Annotated in this window: 21 protein-coding genes; 12 read left to right on the top strand and 9 right to left on the bottom strand. The window is 73.8% G+C overall.

The annotated features are described in order from the left end of the window. Positions 1-6 precede the first annotated feature (6 nt). From OXR63_RS01560 to OXR63_RS01575, 4 genes are read right to left on the bottom strand one after another with little or no spacing between them, the layout of a single operon-like run. Entirely contained in the window at positions 7-669 is a 663-nt protein-coding gene (locus OXR63_RS01560) for an ABC transporter ATP-binding protein (RefSeq protein ID WP_267419587.1), read from the bottom strand. Further along, positions 666-1532 (bottom strand): ABC transporter ATP-binding protein, encoded by an 867-nt coding sequence (locus OXR63_RS01565; protein ID WP_194659752.1) that lies wholly within the window; start codon positions 1530-1532, stop codon positions 666-668. The genes OXR63_RS01560 and OXR63_RS01565 overlap by 4 nt, the downstream gene beginning before the upstream one ends. Next, a complete protein-coding gene (locus OXR63_RS01570; protein WP_267419588.1) occupies positions 1529-4180 on the bottom strand; it encodes a hypothetical protein in 2652 nt (883 codons plus the stop codon). Before OXR63_RS01570 ends, OXR63_RS01565 begins: the two co-directional genes overlap by 4 nt. Next, positions 4177-7221, bottom strand: coding sequence for an FtsX-like permease family protein (locus OXR63_RS01575; RefSeq protein WP_267419589.1), 3045 nt, complete (start codon positions 7219-7221; stop codon positions 4177-4179). The genes OXR63_RS01570 and OXR63_RS01575 overlap by 4 nt, the downstream gene beginning before the upstream one ends. 123 nt (positions 7222-7344) lie before the next feature. Here OXR63_RS01575 and OXR63_RS01580 point away from each other — a divergent pair, with 123 nt between their 5' ends. Genes OXR63_RS01580 through OXR63_RS01595 form a run of 4 tightly spaced genes read left to right on the top strand, consistent with a single transcriptional unit; the run spans position 7345 to position 11676 of the window. Further along, the gene (locus OXR63_RS01580; protein ID WP_267419591.1) at positions 7345-8832 is read left to right on the top strand and encodes a sugar porter family MFS transporter; all 1488 of its coding nucleotides are present in this window, start codon (positions 7345-7347) and stop codon (positions 8830-8832) included. 41 nt (positions 8833-8873) lie between these two features. Further along, a complete protein-coding gene (locus OXR63_RS01585; protein ID WP_267419592.1) occupies positions 8874-9647 on the top strand; it encodes a DeoR/GlpR family DNA-binding transcription regulator in 774 nt (257 codons plus the stop codon). Positions 9648-9706: 59 nt separating this feature from the next. Further along, positions 9707-10756, top strand: coding sequence for an SIS domain-containing protein (locus OXR63_RS01590; protein ID WP_267419593.1), 1050 nt, complete (start codon positions 9707-9709; stop codon positions 10754-10756). Beyond that, entirely contained in the window at positions 10753-11676 is a 924-nt protein-coding gene (locus OXR63_RS01595; RefSeq protein ID WP_267419594.1) for an ROK family protein, read from the top strand. The genes OXR63_RS01590 and OXR63_RS01595 overlap by 4 nt, the downstream gene beginning before the upstream one ends. Before the next feature lie 114 nt (positions 11677-11790). Here OXR63_RS01595 and OXR63_RS01600 read toward each other — a convergent pair whose 3' ends face one another. Then, positions 11791-12165 (bottom strand): hypothetical protein, encoded by a 375-nt coding sequence (locus OXR63_RS01600; protein ID WP_267419595.1) that lies wholly within the window; start codon positions 12163-12165, stop codon positions 11791-11793. Between the two features lie 107 nt (positions 12166-12272). On the opposite strand from OXR63_RS01600, the gene OXR63_RS01605 reads away from it, so the two are divergent. Then, positions 12273-12911: a TetR/AcrR family transcriptional regulator gene (locus OXR63_RS01605; RefSeq protein ID WP_267419598.1), complete on the top strand. Its 639-nt coding sequence runs from the start codon at positions 12273-12275 to the stop codon at positions 12909-12911. A gap of 21 nt (positions 12912-12932) precedes the next feature. Here the strand turns inward: OXR63_RS01605 and OXR63_RS01610 are convergent, their stop codons facing one another. Both OXR63_RS01610 and OXR63_RS01615 read right to left on the bottom strand, forming a co-directional pair. Continuing rightward, positions 12933-13232, bottom strand: a complete 300-nt coding sequence (locus OXR63_RS01610) for a Dabb family protein (protein WP_267419600.1) — start codon at positions 13230-13232, stop codon at positions 12933-12935. A gap of 78 nt (positions 13233-13310) precedes the next feature. Then, a complete protein-coding gene (locus tag OXR63_RS01615; RefSeq protein WP_267419601.1) occupies positions 13311-13964 on the bottom strand; it encodes a TetR/AcrR family transcriptional regulator in 654 nt (217 codons plus the stop codon). A 104-nt stretch (positions 13965-14068) separates the two neighbouring features. On the opposite strand from OXR63_RS01615, the gene OXR63_RS01620 reads away from it, so the two are divergent. After that, on the top strand, positions 14069-14416 hold the full coding sequence (locus tag OXR63_RS01620) for a DoxX family protein (RefSeq protein WP_267419603.1): 348 nt from the start codon (positions 14069-14071) through the stop codon (positions 14414-14416). A gap of 35 nt (positions 14417-14451) precedes the next feature. Further along, entirely contained in the window at positions 14452-15207 is a 756-nt protein-coding gene (gene mtnN, locus OXR63_RS01625) for a 5'-methylthioadenosine/S-adenosylhomocysteine nucleosidase (RefSeq protein WP_267419604.1), read from the top strand. Here the strand turns inward: mtnN and OXR63_RS01630 are convergent. Beyond that, complete coding sequence (locus OXR63_RS01630) at positions 15204-16433, bottom strand: MFS transporter (RefSeq protein WP_267419606.1); 1230 nt, start codon at positions 16431-16433, stop codon at positions 15204-15206. The genes mtnN and OXR63_RS01630 overlap by 4 nt on opposite strands. Before the next feature lie 238 nt (positions 16434-16671). After that, positions 16672-17238: a dihydrofolate reductase family protein gene (locus OXR63_RS01635; protein ID WP_267419607.1), complete on the bottom strand. Its 567-nt coding sequence runs from the start codon at positions 17236-17238 to the stop codon at positions 16672-16674. Positions 17239-17342: 104 nt separating this feature from the next. Between OXR63_RS01635 and OXR63_RS01640 the strand changes: the two genes are divergently transcribed. The 5 genes from OXR63_RS01640 (at position 17343) to OXR63_RS01660 (ending at position 22072) form a co-directional block, all read left to right on the top strand. Then, on the top strand, positions 17343-17699 hold the full coding sequence (locus OXR63_RS01640; protein ID WP_267419608.1) for a VOC family protein: 357 nt from the start codon (positions 17343-17345) through the stop codon (positions 17697-17699). 205 nt (positions 17700-17904) lie between these two features. Beyond that, complete coding sequence (locus OXR63_RS01645; RefSeq protein WP_267419609.1) at positions 17905-19209, top strand: sensor histidine kinase; 1305 nt, start codon at positions 17905-17907, stop codon at positions 19207-19209. After that, entirely contained in the window at positions 19191-19946 is a 756-nt protein-coding gene (locus OXR63_RS01650) for a response regulator transcription factor (RefSeq protein ID WP_267419610.1), read from the top strand. The genes OXR63_RS01645 and OXR63_RS01650 overlap by 19 nt, the downstream gene beginning before the upstream one ends. 174 nt (positions 19947-20120) lie before the next feature. Beyond that, positions 20121-21002 carry an ABC transporter ATP-binding protein gene (locus tag OXR63_RS01655; protein ID WP_267419611.1) on the top strand — a complete coding sequence of 294 codons (882 nt, stop codon included), beginning with the start codon at positions 20121-20123 and terminating at the stop codon, positions 21000-21002. Beyond that, positions 20999-22072: an ABC transporter permease gene (locus tag OXR63_RS01660; protein WP_267419612.1), complete on the top strand. Its 1074-nt coding sequence runs from the start codon at positions 20999-21001 to the stop codon at positions 22070-22072. The genes OXR63_RS01655 and OXR63_RS01660 overlap by 4 nt, the downstream gene beginning before the upstream one ends. Positions 22073-22096: the final 24 nt, after the last annotated feature.

The following is a 22096-nucleotide window of genomic DNA, read 5'->3' on the forward strand; positions in this document are numbered from 1 at the left end:
CTGCCCTCAGCGCTCGATGTCGACGACCCGCGTCGCCCGGTCGAGGAACGCGTCGTCCGACGTGGTGACCACCGCGGCGAGCCCGGTGTCACGCACGAGGCCGGCGACCAGGTCGACGATCCCCGCGGCGGTCGCGCTGTCAAGCTGTGCCGTCGGTTCGTCGGCGAGCAGGAGTCCCGGTCGAACGACGACCGCTCGGGCGATGCCGACCCGCTGCTGCTGACCGCCGGAGAGCTCGTCGGGGCGCTGGTGCTCGTGTCCGGTCAGGCCGACGAGCGCGAGCGCCTCGGCCACCATCGCGTCCCGCTCGGCCGGCTCGGTGCGCCGGATGCGGAGCGGCACCTCGACGTTCTCGGCCGCGGTCAGCACGGGCAGGAGTGAGAAGTCCTGGAAGACGATCGCCAGGCGGTCGCGGCGGAGTGCGCGGAGCTCGTCCTCGCTCCGGTCGGCCAGGGTTGTCCCGTCGACGGCGACCGTGCCGCGGTCCGGACGCTCGAGGCCGGCGAGCAGCCGCAGCAGCGAGGTCTTGCCGGACCCGGAGGCGCCGCGGACGACCACGAGTTCGCCGCGGTCCGCGCGCAGGTCCACGTCGTGCACGACCCGGAGCGGGCCGGCCGCGGTGGTCACGTCCCACCCGAGCCCGGAGGCCTCGAGCACGGTGCCGCTCACCGGTCCACCTCGTCGTCGCCGCGGCGCAGGACGACGTGGTCGTCCTGCAGGCTGAGCCGGACGCGGTCGCGCAGCCCGAGCGCCAGCTGGAAGGACTCGGGCAGCTGCAGGCGCCCCGCCTCGTCGATCACGGCGAACTCCTCTCCCGGGCTGTTCCCGAGGTCGTCGCGGATGGTCTCGGTCGAGGTGCGTCCGTCCCGGATCCGGACCGTCCGTCGCACCTGTTCGGCGACGGTTTGGTCGTGGGTGACGATGAGGACGGTGACGCCCTCGTGCTCGTTCACCGCCCGCATCGTCGCGAGCACGGCCCGGGCGGCGGCACGGTCGAGCGCACCCGTCGGCTCGTCGGCGAGCAGGACCCGCGGGCGGTTGGCCAGGGCCACGGCGATCGCGGCGAGCTGCTGCACACCACCCGGCAACGCCCCGGGCAGCTCGTGACCGTGGTCGCCGATGCCCACGAGGTCGAGCACCTCGCGGACCCGCTCGTCACGCTGACGGCCGCGCACGCCCGCGACCGTGAGGACCGCTGCGACGTTCTCGCTGACCGTGAGGTACGGCACCAGGTTCCGCGCGGTCTGCTGCCAGACGAAGCCGACGCTGTGACGGTGGAAGCGGGTGCGACCGCGACGGTCGAGTGACCCGAGGTCGACGTCCGCCACGACGGCCTGCCCGGCCGAGGGGGCGTCGAGCCCGGAGAGGATCCCGAGCAGCGTCGACTTGCCGCTGCCCGAGGCACCGACGAGCGCGACCATCTCGCCCGCTCGGACCGTCAGGGTCAGGCCCTGGAGCGCCTGAACCTCGACGTCGCGGGACCGGTAGATCCGCACGAGGTCGCGGCAGACGATGTCGGGGGTGGTGCTCATCGGTTCCTCCTGGTCGGGCGGTGGTGCGCGGGGGCGCCGGCGCGGACGGTCAGGACGAGGACGCCCGTGAGCGCCACGAGCAGTCCACCGGCCACCCCGGCGAGCAGCCCGGGGTCGACCGAGACCACCGGTCGGACGACGGCTCCGGTGAACGAGCGCAGGTCAGCCGAGGGCAGCGTGGTCGCGACGACCCCGACGGCCACGGCGGTCCCCGTGACCAGTGCGGCCACGAGGAGCGGGAGCGTCTCGGCCACGACGACGGCCCGCGCGTCACCCGGGGTCGTGCCGAACACCCCGAGCAGGCGGGTCCGAGCCCGACGCGATGACCCCGCCGTCACCCCCGCGACGACCAGCGTGCCGAGGCCGAGCGCACCACCGAGCACTGCTGCCGAGACCGCGACCGCACGTGTGCCCGGGACGCGAGGGTCGGCGTCGATGGACCGAGCCACCCCGACGGCCGTGTCGACGTCCCCGGACGGCACCAGGCGTCGCACGGCCGCGGCGACGCGGTCGGGTGATGCGCCGTCGGCCGTCCGGACGAGCACCCGGTCGACGCTGCCGGTCTCGGTGAGGGCCTCTGCGGTGCGGGTGTCGACGAGCACCCAGCGCTTCGCGAGGGTGAACGGGACCGCGTCCGGGGCGGTCGCCACCACGCGCGTGTCCGTCCCGAGGACGCTGGAGTCCCGCCCGGTGGCCTCGGCGAGGGACCGCGACGCGACGAGGGGGACACGCTCGCCCCGGGTCGTGCGGAGTGCCGCCGGTGCGGGGAGCGCTCCTGGGACGTCCCGCTGCACGGCGGCGAGTCGGTCCGCGTCGGCGACGAGGACCACGGCCTGGACGGCGCCGTCCGGGGTGTCGAAGGACACCTCGTCCGTGGTGGAGACACCGACCGCGGCAGCGACGCCGGGGACGCGGGCGACGCGGGCGACCTGGTCGGGGTCGAGGGCCACCGACGACACGGCGACGTCCGCCGCGACGCTCCGGCGGGCCGCCTGGGCGACCCCGTCCTCGAGCGTGCTGCCGACGACGGTCGCGAACAGGGCCACGGCGATGCCGATGACGGCGACGACGAGCGGGACGGCCTGCGCGACGGCGGAGCGCGCGGCGGTCACGACCCCGACGAGCATCGCGACTCCACGGCGACGTCGGGCGACGGCGACGAGCCGTCCGAGCACGACGGGCAGCAGGTGCAGGACGACCACGACGCCGGACCCGGCGAGCAGCAGCGGCAGCACCGCGGCCAGGGGGTCCACCGAGCCGCCGGGCGCGCTCGTCGTGACGCCGCTCCTGGTCGTGACGACGACCGCCGCCACGGTCGCGACGAGCACGGCGGCCTCGACGACCGGTCGGACGGCGCGACGACGTGCTCCGACCCGCACCGTGGGCGCGAGGACCGCCGCCGCGGCGCACGGCACGACGGCGGCGAGCAGCGCAGCGACGACGGCCTGCAGCGGGGCGGGCGCCGACCCACCCAGCGGCGTCAGCTGCACGAGGACCGCGAGGACCCCGCCCGCAGCGGCACCCGGGACCGCGGCGACGGCGACGAGCCCGGCGGCGACCGAGCGGACCACACGGTCGGAGGCGCCGCGCGCTCCCAGCAGCCGCAGGCCGGCCTCGGCACGGTCGAGCACGAGTCGGGCGAGCAGTGCACCGAGTGCGACGAGCGCACCGGCCGGCCCGGAGCCGAGTGCCGCCGCGAGCGTGCCGACCGTGGCGTCGCGGGCCACGGAGGCGTCGAGCAGCCCCGGCAGGCCCGTCGAGAAGGCCACCGACCCGGCCGCCGTGCTCGGCAGGGGCTGTCGGGTGGCGAGGAACCGACCGACGGCGTCCACCAGGCCCGGGCGTCCGGACGCGGTGACGGTGTCCGTGTGGACCGGGAACCACGCGTGGCCCTGGGGGGTGCGGCCGTCGTCGGCGACGTGGCCGAAGGACCCCGCCGCGGCGAACGCCGTGGCCGACACCGTCGTGCCGCCGTCACCGGTCCCCGCGGTCGCCGGCCGGAGCGTCGTGGGCACGTGTCCCCACGTCGGGTCGTGCCGGTCGAGCGGCCGGTAGACACCCACGAGCTCGAGCGACAGTTCGCCGGCGACGGTCCGGACCTGGCCCACCCGCCACCCGACGGCCGCGGCGACGGCGGGGGAGACGGCGACCTCGACCGTGGCGGAGTCCCGCGCCGGTCGTGGCGCCCGGCCCTCGCTGAAGCGCACCACGTCGGCGAACGCGGGGTCGGTCGCGACGGACACCGACGCCGGGACCTTCGACGGCAGTGCGTCGAGCCCGAGGTACCCGGTGGCCGCGTACCAGCCCGCTCGTCCGGTCGCGGCGCGCAGCGGTCCGGGCATCGACCGGTGCACCGCGTCGAGGTCGTCGCCGAGCCCGTCGAACACGGTCTGCGCCGTCGCGGGTGGTTCGGCGTCCCCGGCGACGACCGCGAAGGTCGCCTGCAGGTCCCGGTCCGTCGCGGTTGCCCGGTCGAGGTCGGCTCGGGTGCCGGCCGTCGCCAGCGCGCCGAGGACCGACAGCACGGACCCTGCCAGCAGTGTGGCGAGCAGGGTCACGACCGCGATGGCCACGAGGGGTGCGCGGTGCTCCGCGACGACTCTCCCGAGGGGGGTGCCGGGACGTCGACGGGTGTGCCGGCCGCTCATCGGTGTCCTCCCTCGGCCACGGCTCTGCGGGTCCGGCGGCCGGCGACGGCTGCCAGCAGGCCGGCCCCCGCCAGGACGACGACGGGCACGAGGAAGGTGCTGGCGGAGACCACGACGGGATCGGCCGTGACCAGGCCGGTCGCACCGGGGACGGCGGCGATCGCGAACGGTGCGGCGACCGTCGCGACCGTCACGCCCCCGCCGACGAGCCCGCCGAGCGTGGCAGCGACGACCGGGGTGACGAGCTCCGCGACGCGGGCCCGTCCGGCTGCAGCGGGGGAGACGCCGAGCGCTCGGGAGGTCGCGGAGCGCTGCGGGTCGGCACTGCTGACGACACCTCCGACGAACGCCAGGAGCGCCAGCAGGGTGCCGAACGCCGCCACCCCGGCGAGGGCCCCCACCGCCGGGGCGAGCACGGGCGTCGACGACACGGCGGCCCGGGTGCTCACGGACCCGGACACCGTCAGGTGCCGAGCGGCCTGCGCGGCGAGCGTCGTCGGGTCGGGGCCGGCGATCCACGTCTCGTCGGCCCGCGGGACCGCGCCCGCCGTGCCGTCCACCGCCGGGCCGCCGAGGACGGATGCGTCGACGAGTGCCGGCAGGTCGGCGGCGACGGCGGTCGTGGAGGCGCTGCCCGGTACCCGCTCGACCACACCGGCGACCCGGGTGTGCAGGGTGCGCGCCGTCGACGCCGCGTCGAGGTCGAGCGGCGACCCGGGCCGCAGTCCGAGTTCCGCCGCGAGCGCGGTGGTGACCACGACGGGCAGCGGCCGCCCCGACGCCGCCGCTCCGAGGGGGATCCGGGTGGGACCACCGAGGTCTTCGAGCACGCGGTCCCCAGCCGCTGCCGGCACGTCGGCCACGGCGACGCCGACCGTCACCCGGAGCCGCGCGGGTGCGATCCCCGCGTCGACGTCAGCGGGACGGCTGCTGAAGGTCAGGGTGGGGTCGACCGCGAGCAGTCGCCAGGTCGTCCCCCGTGCCCCGGCGGCGGTGGGGAGCACCGCGTGCAGGCGGCCGGTCTCCCCGAGCGCCACGTCGGCGCCGTCGTCGGCGGTGAGCGGCAGCTCGGCGGCCACCCCGTCCTGGTCCACCACCCAGAGCGCGGACCGGACCGCGCCGCGTGCGTCGGACCGGGGCGTGCCGTCGAGCGTGGCCTGCCCGACACGCACGGTGACCTCGACCCGGCGGGTGCCGGCGGGCAGCGCGGTGCCCGCTCGGCCCGGCACGGCGACGCCCTGGAACGCCGCGGCACCCGCGCGTCCGAGCACGTCCGTCGCCGCAGCCGCCGGCATGGCCACGAGGGGGACGCGGCGGTCACCCGCGGTCACCTCGTCGGTGAGCACGGGCGTCGAGACGGTGTCCCGCCCGGAGACCCCTGCCGTCGGCGCGACGACGGTGGCCCCGTCCTCCACGGCGTCGTCACCGTCGGCGGTCACCCGCACCGCGGGTCCGACGACGGCGGAGGCGGTCGCGCCGTCCACGGCCGAGGTCGTCGCCGCGAGTCCGGCCGCGAGCCCGCCCACCGCGACCGCCATCGCGACGAGCACGACGACCGGGGCCGTCGACGCCCAGGTCCTGGCGAGCCGGCGCACGACGAGACCTGGCAGGAACCGGCGCCACCGCGGGACGGCGCGGGCGACGAGCGCAGCGACCACGCCCACGAGGACGACCGTGACCAGCGCACTCGCGAACACCGTCACGACCGGTGACACGGCGGCGATCGGGTCGGTCTGCACCTGTCCGCGGACGCGGGAGACCGGCACGCCGACGGTGAAGAGCCGCCAGGTCGCGAACGCCGCTGCCGCCACCACGGCGACGGTCAGCACGACCGCGACCCAGGTGCCGGTGGCACCGACGGACGACGTCCGCCGCGCGGCGACGACACCGGCGGTGGCCACCGCGACGACGACCGCGATGACGGGTGTCAGGACGCCGGCCCACACGGTCGGTGTGGCTCCGTGCCCGAGGAGACCGGCGAGGACGACCGCCACGACGGCGCCGACCACGGCTCCGGCACCTGCCACCACCAGGGTCTCCAGGCAGGTCCAGCGGACGAGCTGGGCGCGGGTCGCGCCGCGTGCGGTGAAGAGCGCGTCCTCGCGGGACCGCGCGTCGCGCAGGAGCACGAACAGCACGCTGACGGCGACGACGCCGAGGACCGCGGCGACCGCGACGCCGATCCGGACGAGGGCGCGGGCGGTCGCGATGCCGACGTCGATCCGTGCCAACGTCGCGGGGAGGGTGCCGGACACGTCCGCGCCCGCCAGCGCACCGGTGTCGCCGGAGGTCGCCGCGGTGACCGCGCTCAGTCCTCGACGCAGCCCGTCCGGCGCGACGAGTCGCCCCCGGTCGGTGGTCGGCGTGGTGGTCCAGGTCGCCGTGGCCGTGCCCGGGACGTCCGCGATCGACCGCGCGGGCACGACGAAGGGGCCGGCCACGCCGTCGTCCGTGCCCGACCCGACGTCCGAGGCACCCGACCAGACCGCAGCGCCGGCGTCGTGCGCCCGCCACGTCGCCGCGACGCGGAGCACCAGGGCCGAGCGGGGGCCGACGGCGACCGTGTCGCCGACCCGGAGACCGAGGCGCTGCGCTGCGTCCGCCTGGACGGCGGTCGGCACCGGACCGCTCGTGGTGGGCTCGGCCGGCCACGTGCCCGAGACGACGTGGGCGGCGGACGGGAGGCTCGGGACGGCCGTGATCCGGGCCTCCTGTCCGGCGCTCCCCGCGTCGACGGCCGTGGTCACCGACGCGGTCCAGGTCACGTCCGCGCTGTCGGCGGGCAGCCGGTCCGCGATGGCTGCGCGCACCCGGCGGGCCTGAGCGGTGGGCGCGTCGCCGAGCTGTTCGGTGACGACGGTGGCGGCGGCGCGCGCCGGCTGGGCGGCGAGGACGGTGGCGGCGCCCGACTCGGCTCCCGCGTCACCGAGCCCGATCGCCAGGAGCGGCAGCGCGACGGCCGCTGCGACGACGGACGCGACCGGCACCAGGAGCGCGAGCCGCGCACGAGCACGCGCGACGAGCAGCCGTGGTCGCGTCACGAGCCCCCCGATCCCCGTCAGCGTGCGTGGTCTCCCACCAGATCATGCAGCATCCGGGCTGGTGTGCTCGGTGACCCGGCCCACCGGGGACAGCGATCCTAGGCCGGTCTGCGTTTCCGTCGTGTGTCCGAACCGTGCACGAATACGCGCACGCTTGCCCCCTTGTCTGCACGAATCCGCGCAGCAACACTGAGCGGCATGACATCGACGACCCGAGTGCCACGCACTCATGACCGCATGACGGGCTACGTGTACATCGCCATCGCCGTCAGCACCCTCGGCGGTCTGCTCTTCGGCTACGACATCGGGGTCTCCGGAGGCGCTGGCGGGTTCGTCGCCGGTGACTTCCACCTCGGCAGCTTCCTCACGGGCGCCGTCGTCAGCGGATCGACGCTCGGCGGGGCGATCGGCGCCCTCGCGGGTGGCCCCCTCGCCGACCGGTTCGGCCGTCGGTGGACGCTGCTGTTCTCCGGGGTCCTGTTCAGCCTCGGCGCCCTGGTGTCCGCGGTCGCGCCGGACCTGGCCGTCCTGATGGTCGGCCGCGTGGTCGTCGGGCTGGGCGTCGGCGCCGCGTCGGTCCTGGTCCCCGTGTACATCGCCGAGCTCGCGCCGTCCCGGCTCCGCGGCGCACTCGTCGCCGGGTTCCAGCTGCTGACCACGCTCGGGATCCTCGCCGGCTACGGCATCAACGCCGCGCTGGCGTCCACCGAGGCCTGGCGCTGGTCGCTCGGCCTCGCAGCGGTGCCCGGCGTCCTGCTGGCCCTCGGCGTCCTGCTCATCCCCGAGTCGCCGCGGTGGCTCGTCGTGCAGGGACGACCCGAGGCCGCGCTCACGGTGCTGCGTCGCATCCGCGGACGGAACGACGTCGCACACGAGATCGAGGAGATCGAGGCGGTCAACCGCGAGGACGCCACCGCACAACGCGGACGCTGGCGTGACCTGTTCCGCGGCTGGGTGCGTCCGATGGTGGTCATCGGGATCCTCGTCGCCTTCTTCGCGAACGGCTGCGGCATCAACCTCATCGTGTACTTCGCCCCGCAGATCCTGCAGTCGATCGGCATGGGCGCCTCGGCGTCGCTGCTCGCGACCGTGGGCCTCGGGGTCGTCAACGTCGTCTTCACCGGGGTCGGCATGGCCCTCGTCGACCGGGTCGGTCGCCGTCCGATGCTGCTCGTGGGTGCCATCGGGATGACGGTGTCCCTCGGGGCCCTCGCCGTCCTGCTCGCGTTCCCCGTGAACAGCAGCACCGCAGCGCTCTCGCTCATCTGCCTCGCCGTGTACATCGTCGTGTACGCGGTGAGCCCGGGCCTCGTCGCCTACGTCGTGATCTCGGAGATCTTCCCGCTGCACGTGCGGGCCAAGGCGACCGCGGCAGCGACCTTCGTGATCTTCGCCACGAACCTGGTCATCGGCGTCTTCTCGCTCCCGCTGCTCGACTCCATCGGCGCACCGGCCACGATGTCGATCTTCGCGGTCGTGTGCCTGGTGTTCGTCGGCTTCTGCCTGAAGATGCCGGAGACGAAGGGCCGGACGCTCGAGGAGCTCGAGGAGCACTTCCGCACCGGCGGCGCCGCGCGTGCCACCGCCGAGCAGGTCCGTACCGGCGCATGACTACGATCGAGGCACCTGCACACCACTCCTGGGGGTCGCCGATGCCGCAGACACCGGCCGAGCGGCGTCAGGCGATCCTCGACCAGGTACGCGACACCGGGTACGTCCGCGCCGTCGACCTCAGCGCGGCGCTGCACGTGGACTCGTCGACGATCCGGCGCGACATGGAACGCCTCGAGCGGGCGGGCCTGATCCGGCGCATGCACGGCGGGGCGCTCCCCGCGGACCCGGCCGACACGATCGACACCCCCTACGAGGTGCGGCGCTCGCAGCACCTCGCCGAGAAGACCGCCATCGGGGTCGCCGCGGCGGCCATGGTCACCGACGGCCAGTCCGTCCTCATCGACAACGGCTCCACCGCCTACCAGGTGGCGGCGGCGCTCGGCGACCACCGCGGCCTCACCGTGGTGACGAACGACCTCATGGTCGCGATGTGTCTCCGGGCGCAGCGCGTGCACCAGGTCCACGTGACCGGGGGCCTGCTGCTCGACACGGTCTTCACGCTCGTCGGACCGGTCGCGACGCACGCGGTCGAGGGGCTGCACGTCGACTGGGCCTTCCTCGGCGCCGAGGGCGTCGACCCCGACGCCGGCATCACCAACATCAACGTCGTCGAGCTGCCCCTGAAGCGGGCGATGATCGGCGCCGCGCAGCACGTCGCCGTGGTCGCCGACAGCTCGAAGCTCGGCCGGCGCTCACTCGCCACCGTGTGCGCGCTCGACGACGTGGACGCCGTCATCACCGACGACGGTCTCGCGCTCGACGACCGAGCCGCCTACGGGGACGTGCTCCGCTGCGTGCCCGTGCCGCGCTGAGCGCTCGTCCGCTCATCCTCCCCAGATCCACCCGTCCCAGAACCAACGAGGGAACCACCATGTCCAACGGCACCGCCGAGACCTCCTCCTACATCGACGACATCACCGAGCAGCCGGCCGCGCTCCGACGCCAGGCGGACGCCCCGCTCCCGGCAGCGCTCCGCGACGTCGACCTCCGTGACCACGACCGCATCGTCCTGACCGGGATGGGTTCGTCCGACTACGCCGCGGTCCCGATCGAACGGGCGCTCGCCGCGGCGGGCCTGCCCGTCGTCCGGATCGACGCCGGCCAGCTCCTCGACGTCCCCCAGCGCGTCACGAACCGCACGCTCCTGTGGGCGACGTCGCAGTCGGGGCGGAGCGGCGAGGTCGCGGCCCTGGCCGACCAGCTCACCGGGTCGTGCCGGCCCGCGCTCACCATCGCCACGACGGACGACACGACGAGCCCGCTCGCCGGCATGGCCGACATCGTGCTCGAGCTGCACAGCGGTCCAGAGGCCACGGTCAGCACGAAGAGCTACCTCAACACCCTGGCCGCCCAGCACCGCGCCCTCGCCCTGATGACGGGCGGCTCGGTCGAGGCTGTCGACGAGGAGGTCCGCCGGATCGCGGACGACGTCGCCGCGCTGCTCGACGCGTGGCCCGTCCCCGACGCCCTCGCCGAGCAGGCCTGGAACGCTCCCCGCGCCCGGTTCGCCTACATCGGGATCGGCGACGACGCGGCGACCGCGCTCACGGGCGCCCTCATCACGAAGGAGTCGAGCAAGGTGCCGGTCGAGGGCTTCGTCGGCGGCGCGTTCCGCCACGGCCCGTACGAGCTCGCCGGTCCCGGCCTGACCGCCGTGCTGTTCGGTCCGGGCGGTGCGGAGGACCCGTTCCTGCCCGGGCTCGCCCGTGACCTGGTCCGCTCCGGCTCGACCGTCCTCACCGTGGGGCCGCGCGCGTACGACGGCACCGAGCTCCTCGCCACGCCGGACCGGGACAGCGCACTCGCACGGCTCGCGGTCGGGTCCGTCCGCACCCAGCTGCTCACCCTCGCGTTCGCGAAGGCCACCGGCGAGGTCGCCGGGCGCTTCCGCTTCGGCCAGAAGGTGACGGCCGCACTGTGAGCGCCCCGGCCGTCTGCCGCGTCGGCGTCGACCTCGGCGGGACCGGGTCGCGGGTGATCGGCATGGTGGACGACGAGGTCGTCGCCGCGGTCGACGTCCCGTCGGCCGAGCTCGGCGCGGGGACCGAGACAGAGCGCGTCGACCGGCTCGCACAGCTCGTCGAGCGGGTCGTCCCCGCCGGTGCGGACCTGGCAGCGGTCGGCATCGGGGCGAGCGGCCCCGTCGACGTCGCGGCCGGCGTCGTCCACAACAGCGCGACGCTGCCCTGGTTCACGGGCTTCCCCGTCGTCGACCAGCTCCGTGCCCGGCTCGGCGTGCCCGTCGGCATCGACAACGACGCGGTCGCGGCGGCCTACGGCGAACTCCGTGCCGGCGCGGGCACCCAGACCGACCGGCTCCTCATGGTGACCCTCGGAACCGGTGTCGGTGTCGCGATGCTCGTCGACGGCCGACCGCTCCGCGGTGCCGACGGCGCGCACCCCGAGGGCGGGCACATCCCGATCAGCAGTGACCCCGAGCGCTGCTACTGCGGGCTCACCGGGTGCTTCGAGCAGGCCGCAGCGCGCAGCACCCTGCAGCGACGGCTCAGCGAGGCCATGGGTGGCGTCGCAGCCGATCGCACCCTGATCGCCGAGGCGATGGCCGCGGCCGAGCACGACGAGCGGGTGCGAACGGTCTTCCGCGACTACGCGGTCGCCGTCGGCCGCGGACTCGCCGCCCTGCACACGCTCTGGCAGCCGAGGGTCACGGTCCTCGGCGGCAGCGCGGCGATCTGCCTGCCCCTCATCCGCGAGGACCTGCTCCGGACGCTCGACCGGTCCGAGGACTACCGCGTCGACGTGGACCTGCGCGCAGCGGTGCTCGGGGACAACGCCGGCGCCATCGGCGCCGCCCTGGCGATCAGCGCGGACGCCCGCTGACCGGGTCGCGTCGACCGTGACCAGATGACGGCCTGGAGGCTCGTGGCGGGCCCGCCACGAGCCTCCAGGCCGTCACTGGCCGGCCGATCCGTGTGTCGGGGCCAGACCGATGGGTCAGTCCGTGCGTCCGACCAGCCGCCGGAGGAACTTCCCGACCGCGGTGCGCCGTGGCCGCCACCCGTGGGCGCGGAGCACCTCGTTCACCGGCTTCGAGATCCACAGGGAGTTGAACGTGTACGACCCGGACGCGCTCCCGGAGGTCCTGGCCGACGTCTTCGTGAGCCGGGTGTACTCGCCCGTCTCGGGCAGCAGCCGCACGACGTACCGGTAGGTGAACCGCTCGCGGCCGGTCGCTCCTGCCCAGCCGGCGACGACGGCCCCGTCCTCGAGGACGACCGAGAAGGGGTGCTCAGTCGCGTGGTCCAGGGCCAGCAGCGCGGCCTGCACCTCGGCCTCGGAGGACGGTCGATCGGCGGGCAACGTGGTCATGGAGGCACGCTACCAAGGGCCGACGCTTCCTCTCCGGACGGCCGGAAAGCGCGTTCCCCTCCTTCTGGGGCTGGCTCGTCGGCGGTCCCGAGCGGTGGGATCGGTGTATGCACACGCACGAACTTGACGCCCCCGCCGGAGACACGGAGTCGATGCGATCGCGCATCGTCGCCGGGATGATGCAGTCGCTGCGCACCCGGCCACTGCACGAGGTCACCGTCGAGAGCGTCGCCCGCGAGGCCGACACCACCCCCGAGACCGTCGAGGCCGTGTTCCCGAGCTGGGACGGCCTGCTCCTCGCCACGATCGACCACTGGAACGAGCAGCGCACCGGCCCGCTGATGGGCATCGCCGAGCAGCACGGCACGATCCGGTTCCTGCGCGCCATCGTGACGTCGAACATCGCCGACCCGTCGCTGATGCGCTTCCTGACCTCGACGCTGAACATCGCCGCCGCGCCCGACCACCCGCTCGCGCCGATGCTGCACATGCGGTGGCGTCGGTTCCACGCCTTCGTGCAGCGTGCCCTCGAGCGCGACGTCCAGCTCGGCCGGGAGCCCGGCACGATGGAGCCGGCTCGCGGTTCTGAGCAGCTCCTCGCCACGTACGAAGGACTGCAGCTGCAGTCGATGGTGCGGCCGGACATGGACCTGCTCGAGGCCTACGACCGCGCCGTCACCCGGCTGCGCGAGGGCTGGGCCCGCGAGTACGTCGCCCCCGTCTGGGACCTCGAGCTCGCGAGCTGAGCCCGCCGGCGTCGGCGCGGGTCAGCTCTGGTCGATGTCGAACACGACCACGTGCTGGCTGCCGGCGCCGATGAACTGGCCGACGGGCTGGTGCGACGGGTGCGGCAGGTAGGCCGCCAGGGACTCCCGGTCGCGGAACTCGACCACGAGCATCCAGTCGAAGTCGCCCTCTTTCCCCTCGGTGCTCACGCTCGACCCTGACTGCACGGAGAGCACCCCCTCGATCTTGGTCAGGTGCTCCCGCGCGAGCGAGTCGGCCTCGACGGACCGGTCCCCGTCGGCGTTCCACTGGACCAGGACCACGTGCGTCACTCCGGACATCGAGTTCTCCTCCACCGGTCGTCCGCCCTGGACGACGTGTTCGCAGCATGCCACTGTGCCCGCGTCGGCACCACCAGGTCAGTGGCGCCGCATGACCGCCCGCCAGATCTGGTTCGGCCGGAGCGGCGGCCCGGCGAGCGGGTCCCGCACCCCCTCGGGAGCGCGGAACCCATCCAGCAGCAGGCCCACCCAGCGTCGATGCAGTTCGGGTGCCACGTCGCCGAAGGCCTCGATGGTCCGGGCCATCGAGAGCTGCAGCACGGCGACGTCCTCGAGTGCAGCGTCGGCGCGGACGCTGCCGTCGTCCTGTGCGGCGTGGAAGAGGGTCTCGACGCCGGTCTGGATCTCCGCCCGCAGCGCGAGCAGGGTCGGGGCGCCGGTGAACCGCGTGGTCATGAGCTCGCTGTAGCCCTCGCGACGCGCCTCGATGTCGGCGGTGCGCCGGACGAAGGTCGCGAAGCCGTCCCAGGGCTCACGCGCCGCCAGGTCCGTGCAGGCGCGCACCAGGTCGAGGACCTCCTGGAGCGGCTCGCGCAGGACGGCTTCCCACAGGGCTGCCCGCCGCGGGAAGTGTCGGTAGAGGGTCGCGTTGCCGACCCCCGCCGCCGCCGCGATCGGTTCCAGCGGTGCGCCGAGACCGCGTTCCGCGAACGCCGTCCGGGCGGCGTCCACGATCGCCGCGCGGTTCCGCATGGCGTCCTTCCGCGGTGGTCGTCCGGCGGTGTCGCTCACGATCGGAGTGTACGACGCCGGACCGGGAATACGGACGGCGGTGTCCGGTTTGAACCGGGGAGTACCGTCCGTTTCACTGCAGCACCGATCCCACTGGAGTCACCATGCACATCGCCGCCGTCGTCCTCTCCCTCCTGCTCGCTGTCGCCATGCTCGGCTCCGGGGTGATGAAGCTGCTGGGCACCAAGCAGATGATCGAGAACATGCGCGTGGTCAACGTGTCCGTGCCGCAGATGCGCGTCCTCGGCGTGCTCGAGGTCCTCGCCACGATCGGACTGGTCGTCGGCCTGTGGGTCCCCGCGATCGGCATCGCCGCCGCGATCGGCGCGGTCGTCTACTTCGCCGGCGCGGTCATCGCGCACGTGCGGGCACACGAGAAGAACCTGCAGCCCGCAGCGGTGCTGCTCGTGCTGGCGGTCGCGACCCTGGTCGTCCTGCTCCTCGCGCGCTGAACGGGACAGCCCGGCATCCGTGTCAGGATCGATCAGTGAGCACCAGGGAGAACGACGCGGCTGCAGGACCGACGGGCCCGACCGTCCCGTCGGTCGTGGTGATCGCCGCCATGGCCGAGGAAGCCGCAGCGTTCGCCGCCTTCGCCACCGATCCTCCTGCGGAGCCCGTCGGCGGCGCACCCTGGTTCGTCACCGTGAACGGAGCGGACGTGGCCCTGGTGCGGAGCGGGATCGGGTTCACGAACGCGACGATCGCCGCTGCCCGCTGCTTCCACCTGTTCGGGTCAGCGGTCCCGATGATCAGCATCGGTTCCGCCGGCGGGCTCGCGACGGACGTCGAGCTCGGTGACGTCGTCGTCGGCCGGGACTACGTGAACCTCAACGCGGATGCGACGGTCTTCGGCTACCGGATCGGGCAGGTGCCCGGGATGCCCGAGCGCTACGCGGCCGACCCGCACCTGGTGGACCACGCCCTCGGCGCCGAGGTCCCGTTCCGCGTCCGACCGCACGTCATCGGCTCGAGCGAGGTGTTCGTGGCGGACCAGCGCGCTCGGGCCCTGCGGGAGGTCTTCCCGGACGTCGGCGCGGTCGACATGGAGTCCGCGGCGATCGCGCAGTTCGCCCATGTCCACGACGTCCCGTTCGTCTCGGTTCGCGGCATCAGCGACCTCTGTGCGCCGACGGGGGACCAGTTCCGGGCCCACCTCGACGATGCTTCCGACCGCGCGGCACGCGTGGCGGTCAGCCTGGTGACGGCATGCCACCGCGCGATGGCGTCAGCTGCCGACTAGGCGACCGGCGTCGAGGCCGTCGGCGTCGGGTCCACGACCTCGGCGTCCGCGACCTGCGGCACGGCACTCGAGCGCCGCAGCCCCAGCCCGACCAGCACGACAGCGCCGACCACGGCGATCCCGGCCGACAGCCAGAAGTCCCCGGCGATGCCGACGGTGCTGACGGCCACGCCGCCCAGGACCGAACCCGCGGCGATGGCGAGCTGGATCGTGGTGACGAACAGGGCGAGCCCGGTCTCGGAGCCGCCGGGGGAGGCCGTCGACATCCACGTCTGCATCCCGAGCGGGAGTGCGCCCCAGACCAGGCCCCACACGACCAGCAGGGCGAAGACGCCGACGACCGAGTGCGCCAGGAGCGGGAGCGCGACGACGGCGGCGGCGAGGACGAACTTCGACGCCCCGATCGTGCCGAGGACACTGCGGTTCAGGGTGAACCCGGCGGCGAAGTTGCCGACGATCCCGGCCACACCGAACACCAGCAGCGCGAGGGTCACCGTGTCCGGGCCGACCCCGACGAGCTGCTGGAGGAACGGCGCGACGTACGTGTAGGCGGCGAACTGCGCGGCGAAGACGAACGCGGCGGCGATGAGCCCGACACGCGCCCGAGGGACCCGGAGCAGTGCGCCGAGCGTGCTGAAGCGCACCCGCTGCACGGCCGGGATGCTCGGCAGCATCACCAGCTGCAGTACGAGGGCCACGACGCCGAGCGCGCCACCGATGACGAACCCGAGACGCCAGCTGCCGATCGACGACACGAACGCACCGAGCGGCAGGCTCACCACGGTGGCGACGGAGACGCCGGCGGTGATGAAGGACGTCGCGCGGATCGTGGCGGAGGGCTTGACGAGCCTCCCGGCGATGCCGGCGCCGATCGCCCAGAAGCCGCCGATGCCGACCCCGAGGAGCATGCGTGCGACGAGCAGGATGCCGAAGGACGGGGCGATGGCCGCAAGGCCGTCGGCGACCACGAGCAGGACGGTCAGGGCGACGAGGACGACCCGGCGGTCGAGCTGCGAGGTGGCGACGGTGACGACCGGGGCCGCGACGGCTCCGACCAGTCCGGTGGCGACCACCATGAGGCCAGCGGTGCCGATCGGCACGTCGAGGTCGGTGGCGATGGCGGGCAGGAGCCCGATGGGCAGGAACTCGGAGAGCACCAGGACGAAGGACCCGAGTGCGACGGAGACCACGCTGAGCCACCCGCGGCGCTCTGCTGACGATGTCATGGCCAGTGCAAAGCCGAGGGCGTCTCGTCCATTCCCGTGTGTCGGCGGTGTTCTGCGGGACCGGTTCTCCGGGACGTGGGAGTTCCGATCGCGCCCTGACGGATCTGGTTCGCGATCGTCGGGTTCCTCCGACCGGATCCGTCAGCGCCCGTTTCGAATTCGACCCGGGGGCGTGGGCGTGCGCCCGCGCTCGGGCCATGGGCTCGGGCGGACGCGGCTCGGAGCAGTCCGTTGCGGATCAGCGCCGGACCGCGTACCGCAGCGCCACCGCCCCCGTGCTGAACGTCCGCGTCGACAGCAGCTCGAGCCCCACCTGGCGCTCGCCGCGGGGGAAGAACGGCCGGCCGCCCCCCACGAGCACCGGGCAGACCCGCAGGCGGTACTCGTCGACCAGGTCGTGCTCCGCCACCGAGGCCGCCAGGTCCGCGCCGCCGACCGCGATCTCGCCGTCGCCGGGCTCGTCGCGGAGCCGCGCGACCTCCTCGGCGACACCGCCGGTGGCCAACCGGGTGTTCGTGCCGGTCACGCTCGTCAGGGTGCGCGAGAACACGACCTTCGGCAGCTGCTTCCAGCGCTCGGCCCACTCCTGCTCCGCGGCGTCCCACGAGCCGGCCTGGTCCGGGTCCTCCCAGTACGACATCGTCTCGTACAGCCGTCGGCCGAGCAGGTGCACGTCGACGCCGCGGATCTCCTCGAGGAAGGCGCCGAACTCCTCCGCGTCCGGCGGCGCCCAGTCGAAGCCGCCGTCGGGCCCGACGATGAACCCGTCGAGCGAGACGCTCATGGAGACCGTCACCCGTTTCATGGGGCGCAACATACGCCCGCAGCGCTCCCGGCGCATTCCTGAGCCAGCACGCACCACCGCTGCCTACCGTTCCGGGCGTACCACCGACGAGAGGAAGCACCACCATGGCAACTGGAGTTGCAGCAGTCTGGGTCCCGGTCACCGACATGGAGCGCGCAGTCGCGTTCTACCGCGACACCCTCGGTCTCACCGTCACCGACCAGTCCGAGGACTGGAGCGAGATCGACGCCAACGGCCTGCGCATCGGCCTGAACGCGCGCGAGTCCGCCGGCCCCTCGAAGGACGGCGGCGCGGTCGTGTCCTTCCAGCCCGACGGCAGGATCGAGGACGAGGTCGCCTCGCTCCGCGACAAGGGCGCCGACATCCAGGGCGAGATCAGCGAGCACCCGTGGGGCAAGATCGTCCCCTTCAAGGACAGCGAGGGCAACGACCTGCAGCTGTACGCACCGCCGGCCAACTGAGCAGGTGACGGACGGGAGGCTCCCTGCCAGCTGGCAGGGAGCCTCCCGTCCGCCGGTTCGCGCGTCAGCGGGCGCTCCAGGAGTTGTTGGTCCGGCTCGGTGTCGAGCTGCGGTGCGGCGTGCGGGTGGGCGAGACGGGGGTGTCTCGCGGGCTGTTCGTACCGGGGCCTGCGGGCGGGACGGGGCAGCCGCTACCGTTGTCGGCATGACCAGCGCGGGGGCGACGAGCGAGGACTGGTCGCGCCTGCCCGTCGGACGACGCGAGCACCGGCAGGACGTGGTCCTCGCCCTCGTGCTCGCAGCGGGCCTCGCGATCTCGACCGTGCTGTACGGCTCGTCGGGCATGTTCGACGGCCAGGCGCCGTGGTGGGTGTGCGCCCTCATGGTCGTCGCGAACGCGGGGCCGATCGCGTTCCGGCGCCGGTACCCCATGACGGTGGCGGTGCTCGTCGCGTTGGCGTTCGCGGGCACGCAGCTCCTCCACGTGCCCGAGGGGCTGTTCATCAACTTCACGCTGTTCATCGGGCTGTACACGGTCGGCGCGTGGTGCTCCGACCGGGTGCGAGCCGAGGCTGTGCGGTGGACGGTCATCGCGGGCATGTTCGCATGGGTGTTCCTGGCGATCGTGTTCCGCTGGTCCGTCCCCTCGGCGGCGTCCGGGGACAGCGACACCCTGATCCCGTCGTACGTCGCGAGCTCGCTCCTGACGATCATCATCAACCTCGTCTACTTCGGCGCCGCCTGGTACTCCGGCAACCGCGCCTGGGCCTCGGCGGTCGCCAAGGACGCCCTCGACCAGCGGACGGTCGAGCTCGCGGTCGAACGCGAGCGAACCGCGGCGCAGGCCGTCACGCTCGAGCGGGTCCGGATCGCGCGTGAGCTGCACGACGTCGTCGCGCACCACGTGTCGCTCATGGGCGTCCAGGCAGGTGCTGCTCGGCGCGTGCTGGACCGTGACCCCGCCCAGGCCGCGGTGTCGCTCGGCGTGGTCGAGGAGAACGCCCGCACCGCGGTGGAGGAGCTCCGGCGGATGCTCGGCACGCTGCGCGAGAACGACGGTGACACCTCCCGCGCGCCCCTCGACGACGCCCCGAGCACCGAGGGCATCAGCCGTCTCGCCGAACTCGTGGACGCCGCGACGACCGCCGGGCACCCGTCGCGGTACTCGGTCGTCGGGGAGGAACGGCCGGTCCCGCCGACCGTCGCCACGGTGGCCTACCGCATCGCCCAGGAGGCCGTGACGAACGTGCTCAAGCACGCCGGACCCGACGCTCGCGCCGACGTCCGCCTGCGCTACCTGCCGGACGCGGTGGAGGTCGAGGTGACGGACACCGGGATCGGGGGCCGAGCCTCCAGGCCGTCGACAGGGGACGAGGACGACCGCAGCCGAGGCAGCGGACTCGGCCACGTCGGGATGCGGGAACGGGTGGCCGCGGTCGGCGGGACCGTGGAGATCGGGCCGCGCGCCCGGGGAGGGTACCTGGTGCGCGCATGGCTGCCGACACCGTGAACGTCCGTGTGGTCCTGGCCGACGACCAGGACCTGGTGCGGGCCGGGTTCCGGGTCATCCTCGAGTCGGAACCCGGCATCTCGGTCGTCGGCGAAGCGGCGGACGGCGCCGCTGCGGTCGAGGCCGTGCTGGCACACCGGCCGGACGTGGTCTGCCTCGACGTGCAGATGCCGGGCGTCGACGGGATCGAGGCCGCCCGTCGGATCGCCGCGCTGGAGGACCCGCCAGCCGTCCTCGTCCTGACGACGTTCGACAACGACGACACGCTGTTCCAGGCCCTCGACGCCGGGGCGAGCGGGTTCCTGCTGAAGAACGCCTCGCCGGAGCAGCTCGTCGACGCCGTGCTGACCGTCGCTGCCGGGGACGCGCTGCTCGCGCCGGACGTCACGCGGCGGGTCATCAGCCGCGCGACGGCGGGGGCGAGTGCTGGGTCCACCGCCGGGGCGGCTGCGGCGTCCGCGGCGTCCGCGTCGTCTGCGGCGTCTGCGGCGTCTGCGGCGTCCGCGCCGGACGTCGCCGAGCCGTGCGTGGTGCCGGGGCTGACCGAGCGCGAGACCGAGGTGCTCCGACTGCTCGGTCGGGGCCTGAGCAACGCCGAGATCGCCGGACTGCTCTTCGTTGGTGACGCCACGGTGAAGACGCACGTGTCGAACGTGCTGCAGAAGCTCCAGCTCCGCGACCGGGTGCAGGCCGTCGTGTGGGCGTACGAGCACGGGGTGGTCCGCTCGCGCGGCTGACGCCCGGCTCCTCCGCTCGCGCGGCTGACGCCCGGCTCCTCCGCTCGCGCGGCTGACGCGTCTCATCCGCGCGGGGGAGAGCCAGGACCCGCCGCGGGAGGGAGGCGCGGGGTCGGCCCGCTCCGTAGCGTCGGACGTGCGGTGGGGGACCCCACCGCAGGAGGGGAAGACGCGATGCTCAGTGTCGACGGGGTCACGAAGCAGTTCGGTGACCGCCGCGTGCTCGACGACGTGACGTTCACGGTCGGCCGAGGACGGCTCACCGGGTTCGTCGGCGGCAACGGTGCCGGCAAGACGACCACCATGCGGATCATGCTCGGGGTGCTCGCCGCCGACAGCGGGACCGTGTCGATCGACGGCCAGACCGTCGGGCCGACCGACCGTCGGCGCTTCGGGTACATGCCCGAGGAACGTGGCCTCTACCCGAAGATGCCCGTGGCCGAGCAGGTCACGTACCTGGCCCGGCTGCACGGTGTGGAGCGCCGGGCTGCAGCCACCCGAACCGCGGAGATGCTCGACCGGCTGGGGCTCGGCGGCCACGCCAGCGACCCGGTGGAGAAGCTGTCCCTCGGCAACCAGCAGCGCGTGCAGGTCGCCGCGGCGCTGGCGCACCGGCCCGAGGTGCTCGTGCTCGACGAACCGTTCTCCGGCCTCGACCCGATGGCCGTCGAGACCGTGCTCGGCGTGCTCCGCGAGACCGCGGCCGACGGCGTCCCCGTGCTGTTCTCCAGCCACCAGCTGGACGTCGTCGAGCGGCTCTGTGACGACGTCGTGGTCATCGCCGACGGTCGCATCCGGGCAGCGGGCCCACAGGAGGAACTGCGCCGCAGCGCCGGCCCGGCGGCGTGGGAGCTCCTGGTCGACGGCGACGCCGCCTGGATCCGCGACGAGCCCGGCGTGCACGTGTGCGAGTTCGACGGCGGGTACGCCGTGTTCGAGGCCGACGACGCCGTCGCACAACGCGTGCTCCAGCGCGCGGTCACCACGGGGACGGTGGGGTCGTTCGGCCGCCGCGTGCCCCGTCTCAGCGAGGTCTTCCGGGAGGTCGTCAAGTGAACAGCTTCAGCCAGGCGGTCCGGCTCGTCTCCGCCCGCGAGATCCAGGCACGGCTCCGCAGCAAGGCCTTCGTCGTGTCCGCCGCCATCCTGCTCGTGATGGTCGTCGCCTCGATCGTCATCGGCGGCCTCGTCGGGAAGGCCAGCTCCGACGACACCACCCCGGTCGCGGTCGTGGACGGCGTCTCGCTGCCCTCCACCGGCGGCCTCGACGTGACGCGCGTCGACGACCGTGCCGCTGCCGAGCGACTGGTCCGCAGCGGTGACGTCGACGCCGCGATCGTCCCTGAGTCGGGCCCGCTCGGCTTCGGCGTGGTCGGCCTCGACCAGGCGCCGACGGACGTCGTGCAGGCGCTCGCCGTGTCGCCGCGCGTCGAGCTCCTCGACCCGGACGCCCTGCCGCCCGGCCTCGTGTCGCTCGTCGGGGTCGCGTTCGGCGTCGTGTTCTTCGCCGCCTCGGTCACGTTCGGGCAGTCCATCGCCCAGAGCGTGGTGGAGGAGAAGTCGACCAGGGTCGTCGAGATCCTGATGGCGGCGATCCCCGCCCGTGCGCTGCTCGCGGGGAAGGTGCTCGGCAACAGCGTGATGGCGCTCGGGCAGATCGTCGCGATCACGATCGCCGCCGCCGTGACCCTCGCCGTGACCGGGCAGGACAACCTGTTCACGCTGCTCGGACCGAGCATGCTCTGGTTCGTGGTGTTCTTCGCGATCGGCTTCGTGCTCCTCGCGGCGATGTTCGCGGCGTCGGCAGCGCTGGTGTCCCGCCAGGAGGACGTCGGCAGCGTGACGACCCCGGTGATGATGCTCGTGATGATCCCGTACTTCCTGATCATCTTCGCGGCCGACGACCCCACGGTGCTCGGGATCATGTCCTACGTGCCGTTCAGCGCTCCGATCGGGATGCCGATGCGCATCTTCCTCGGGACCGCCGAGTGGTGGGAGCCGATCGTGTCGCTGCTCGTCGTCATCGCGTCGGCCGCGCTCGTCGTGGTGATCGGCGCCCGGGTCTACGAGAACGCCCTGCTCCGGACCGGGGGTCGGGTCAAGCTCACCGAGGCGCTGCAGCGCTGACGCGGCGGCGCCAGCGCTGCGTTG

This window comes from Curtobacterium sp. GC_Cur_3 (assembly GCF_026544205.1).
Lineage (GTDB): Bacteria > Actinomycetota > Actinomycetes > Actinomycetales > Microbacteriaceae > Curtobacterium.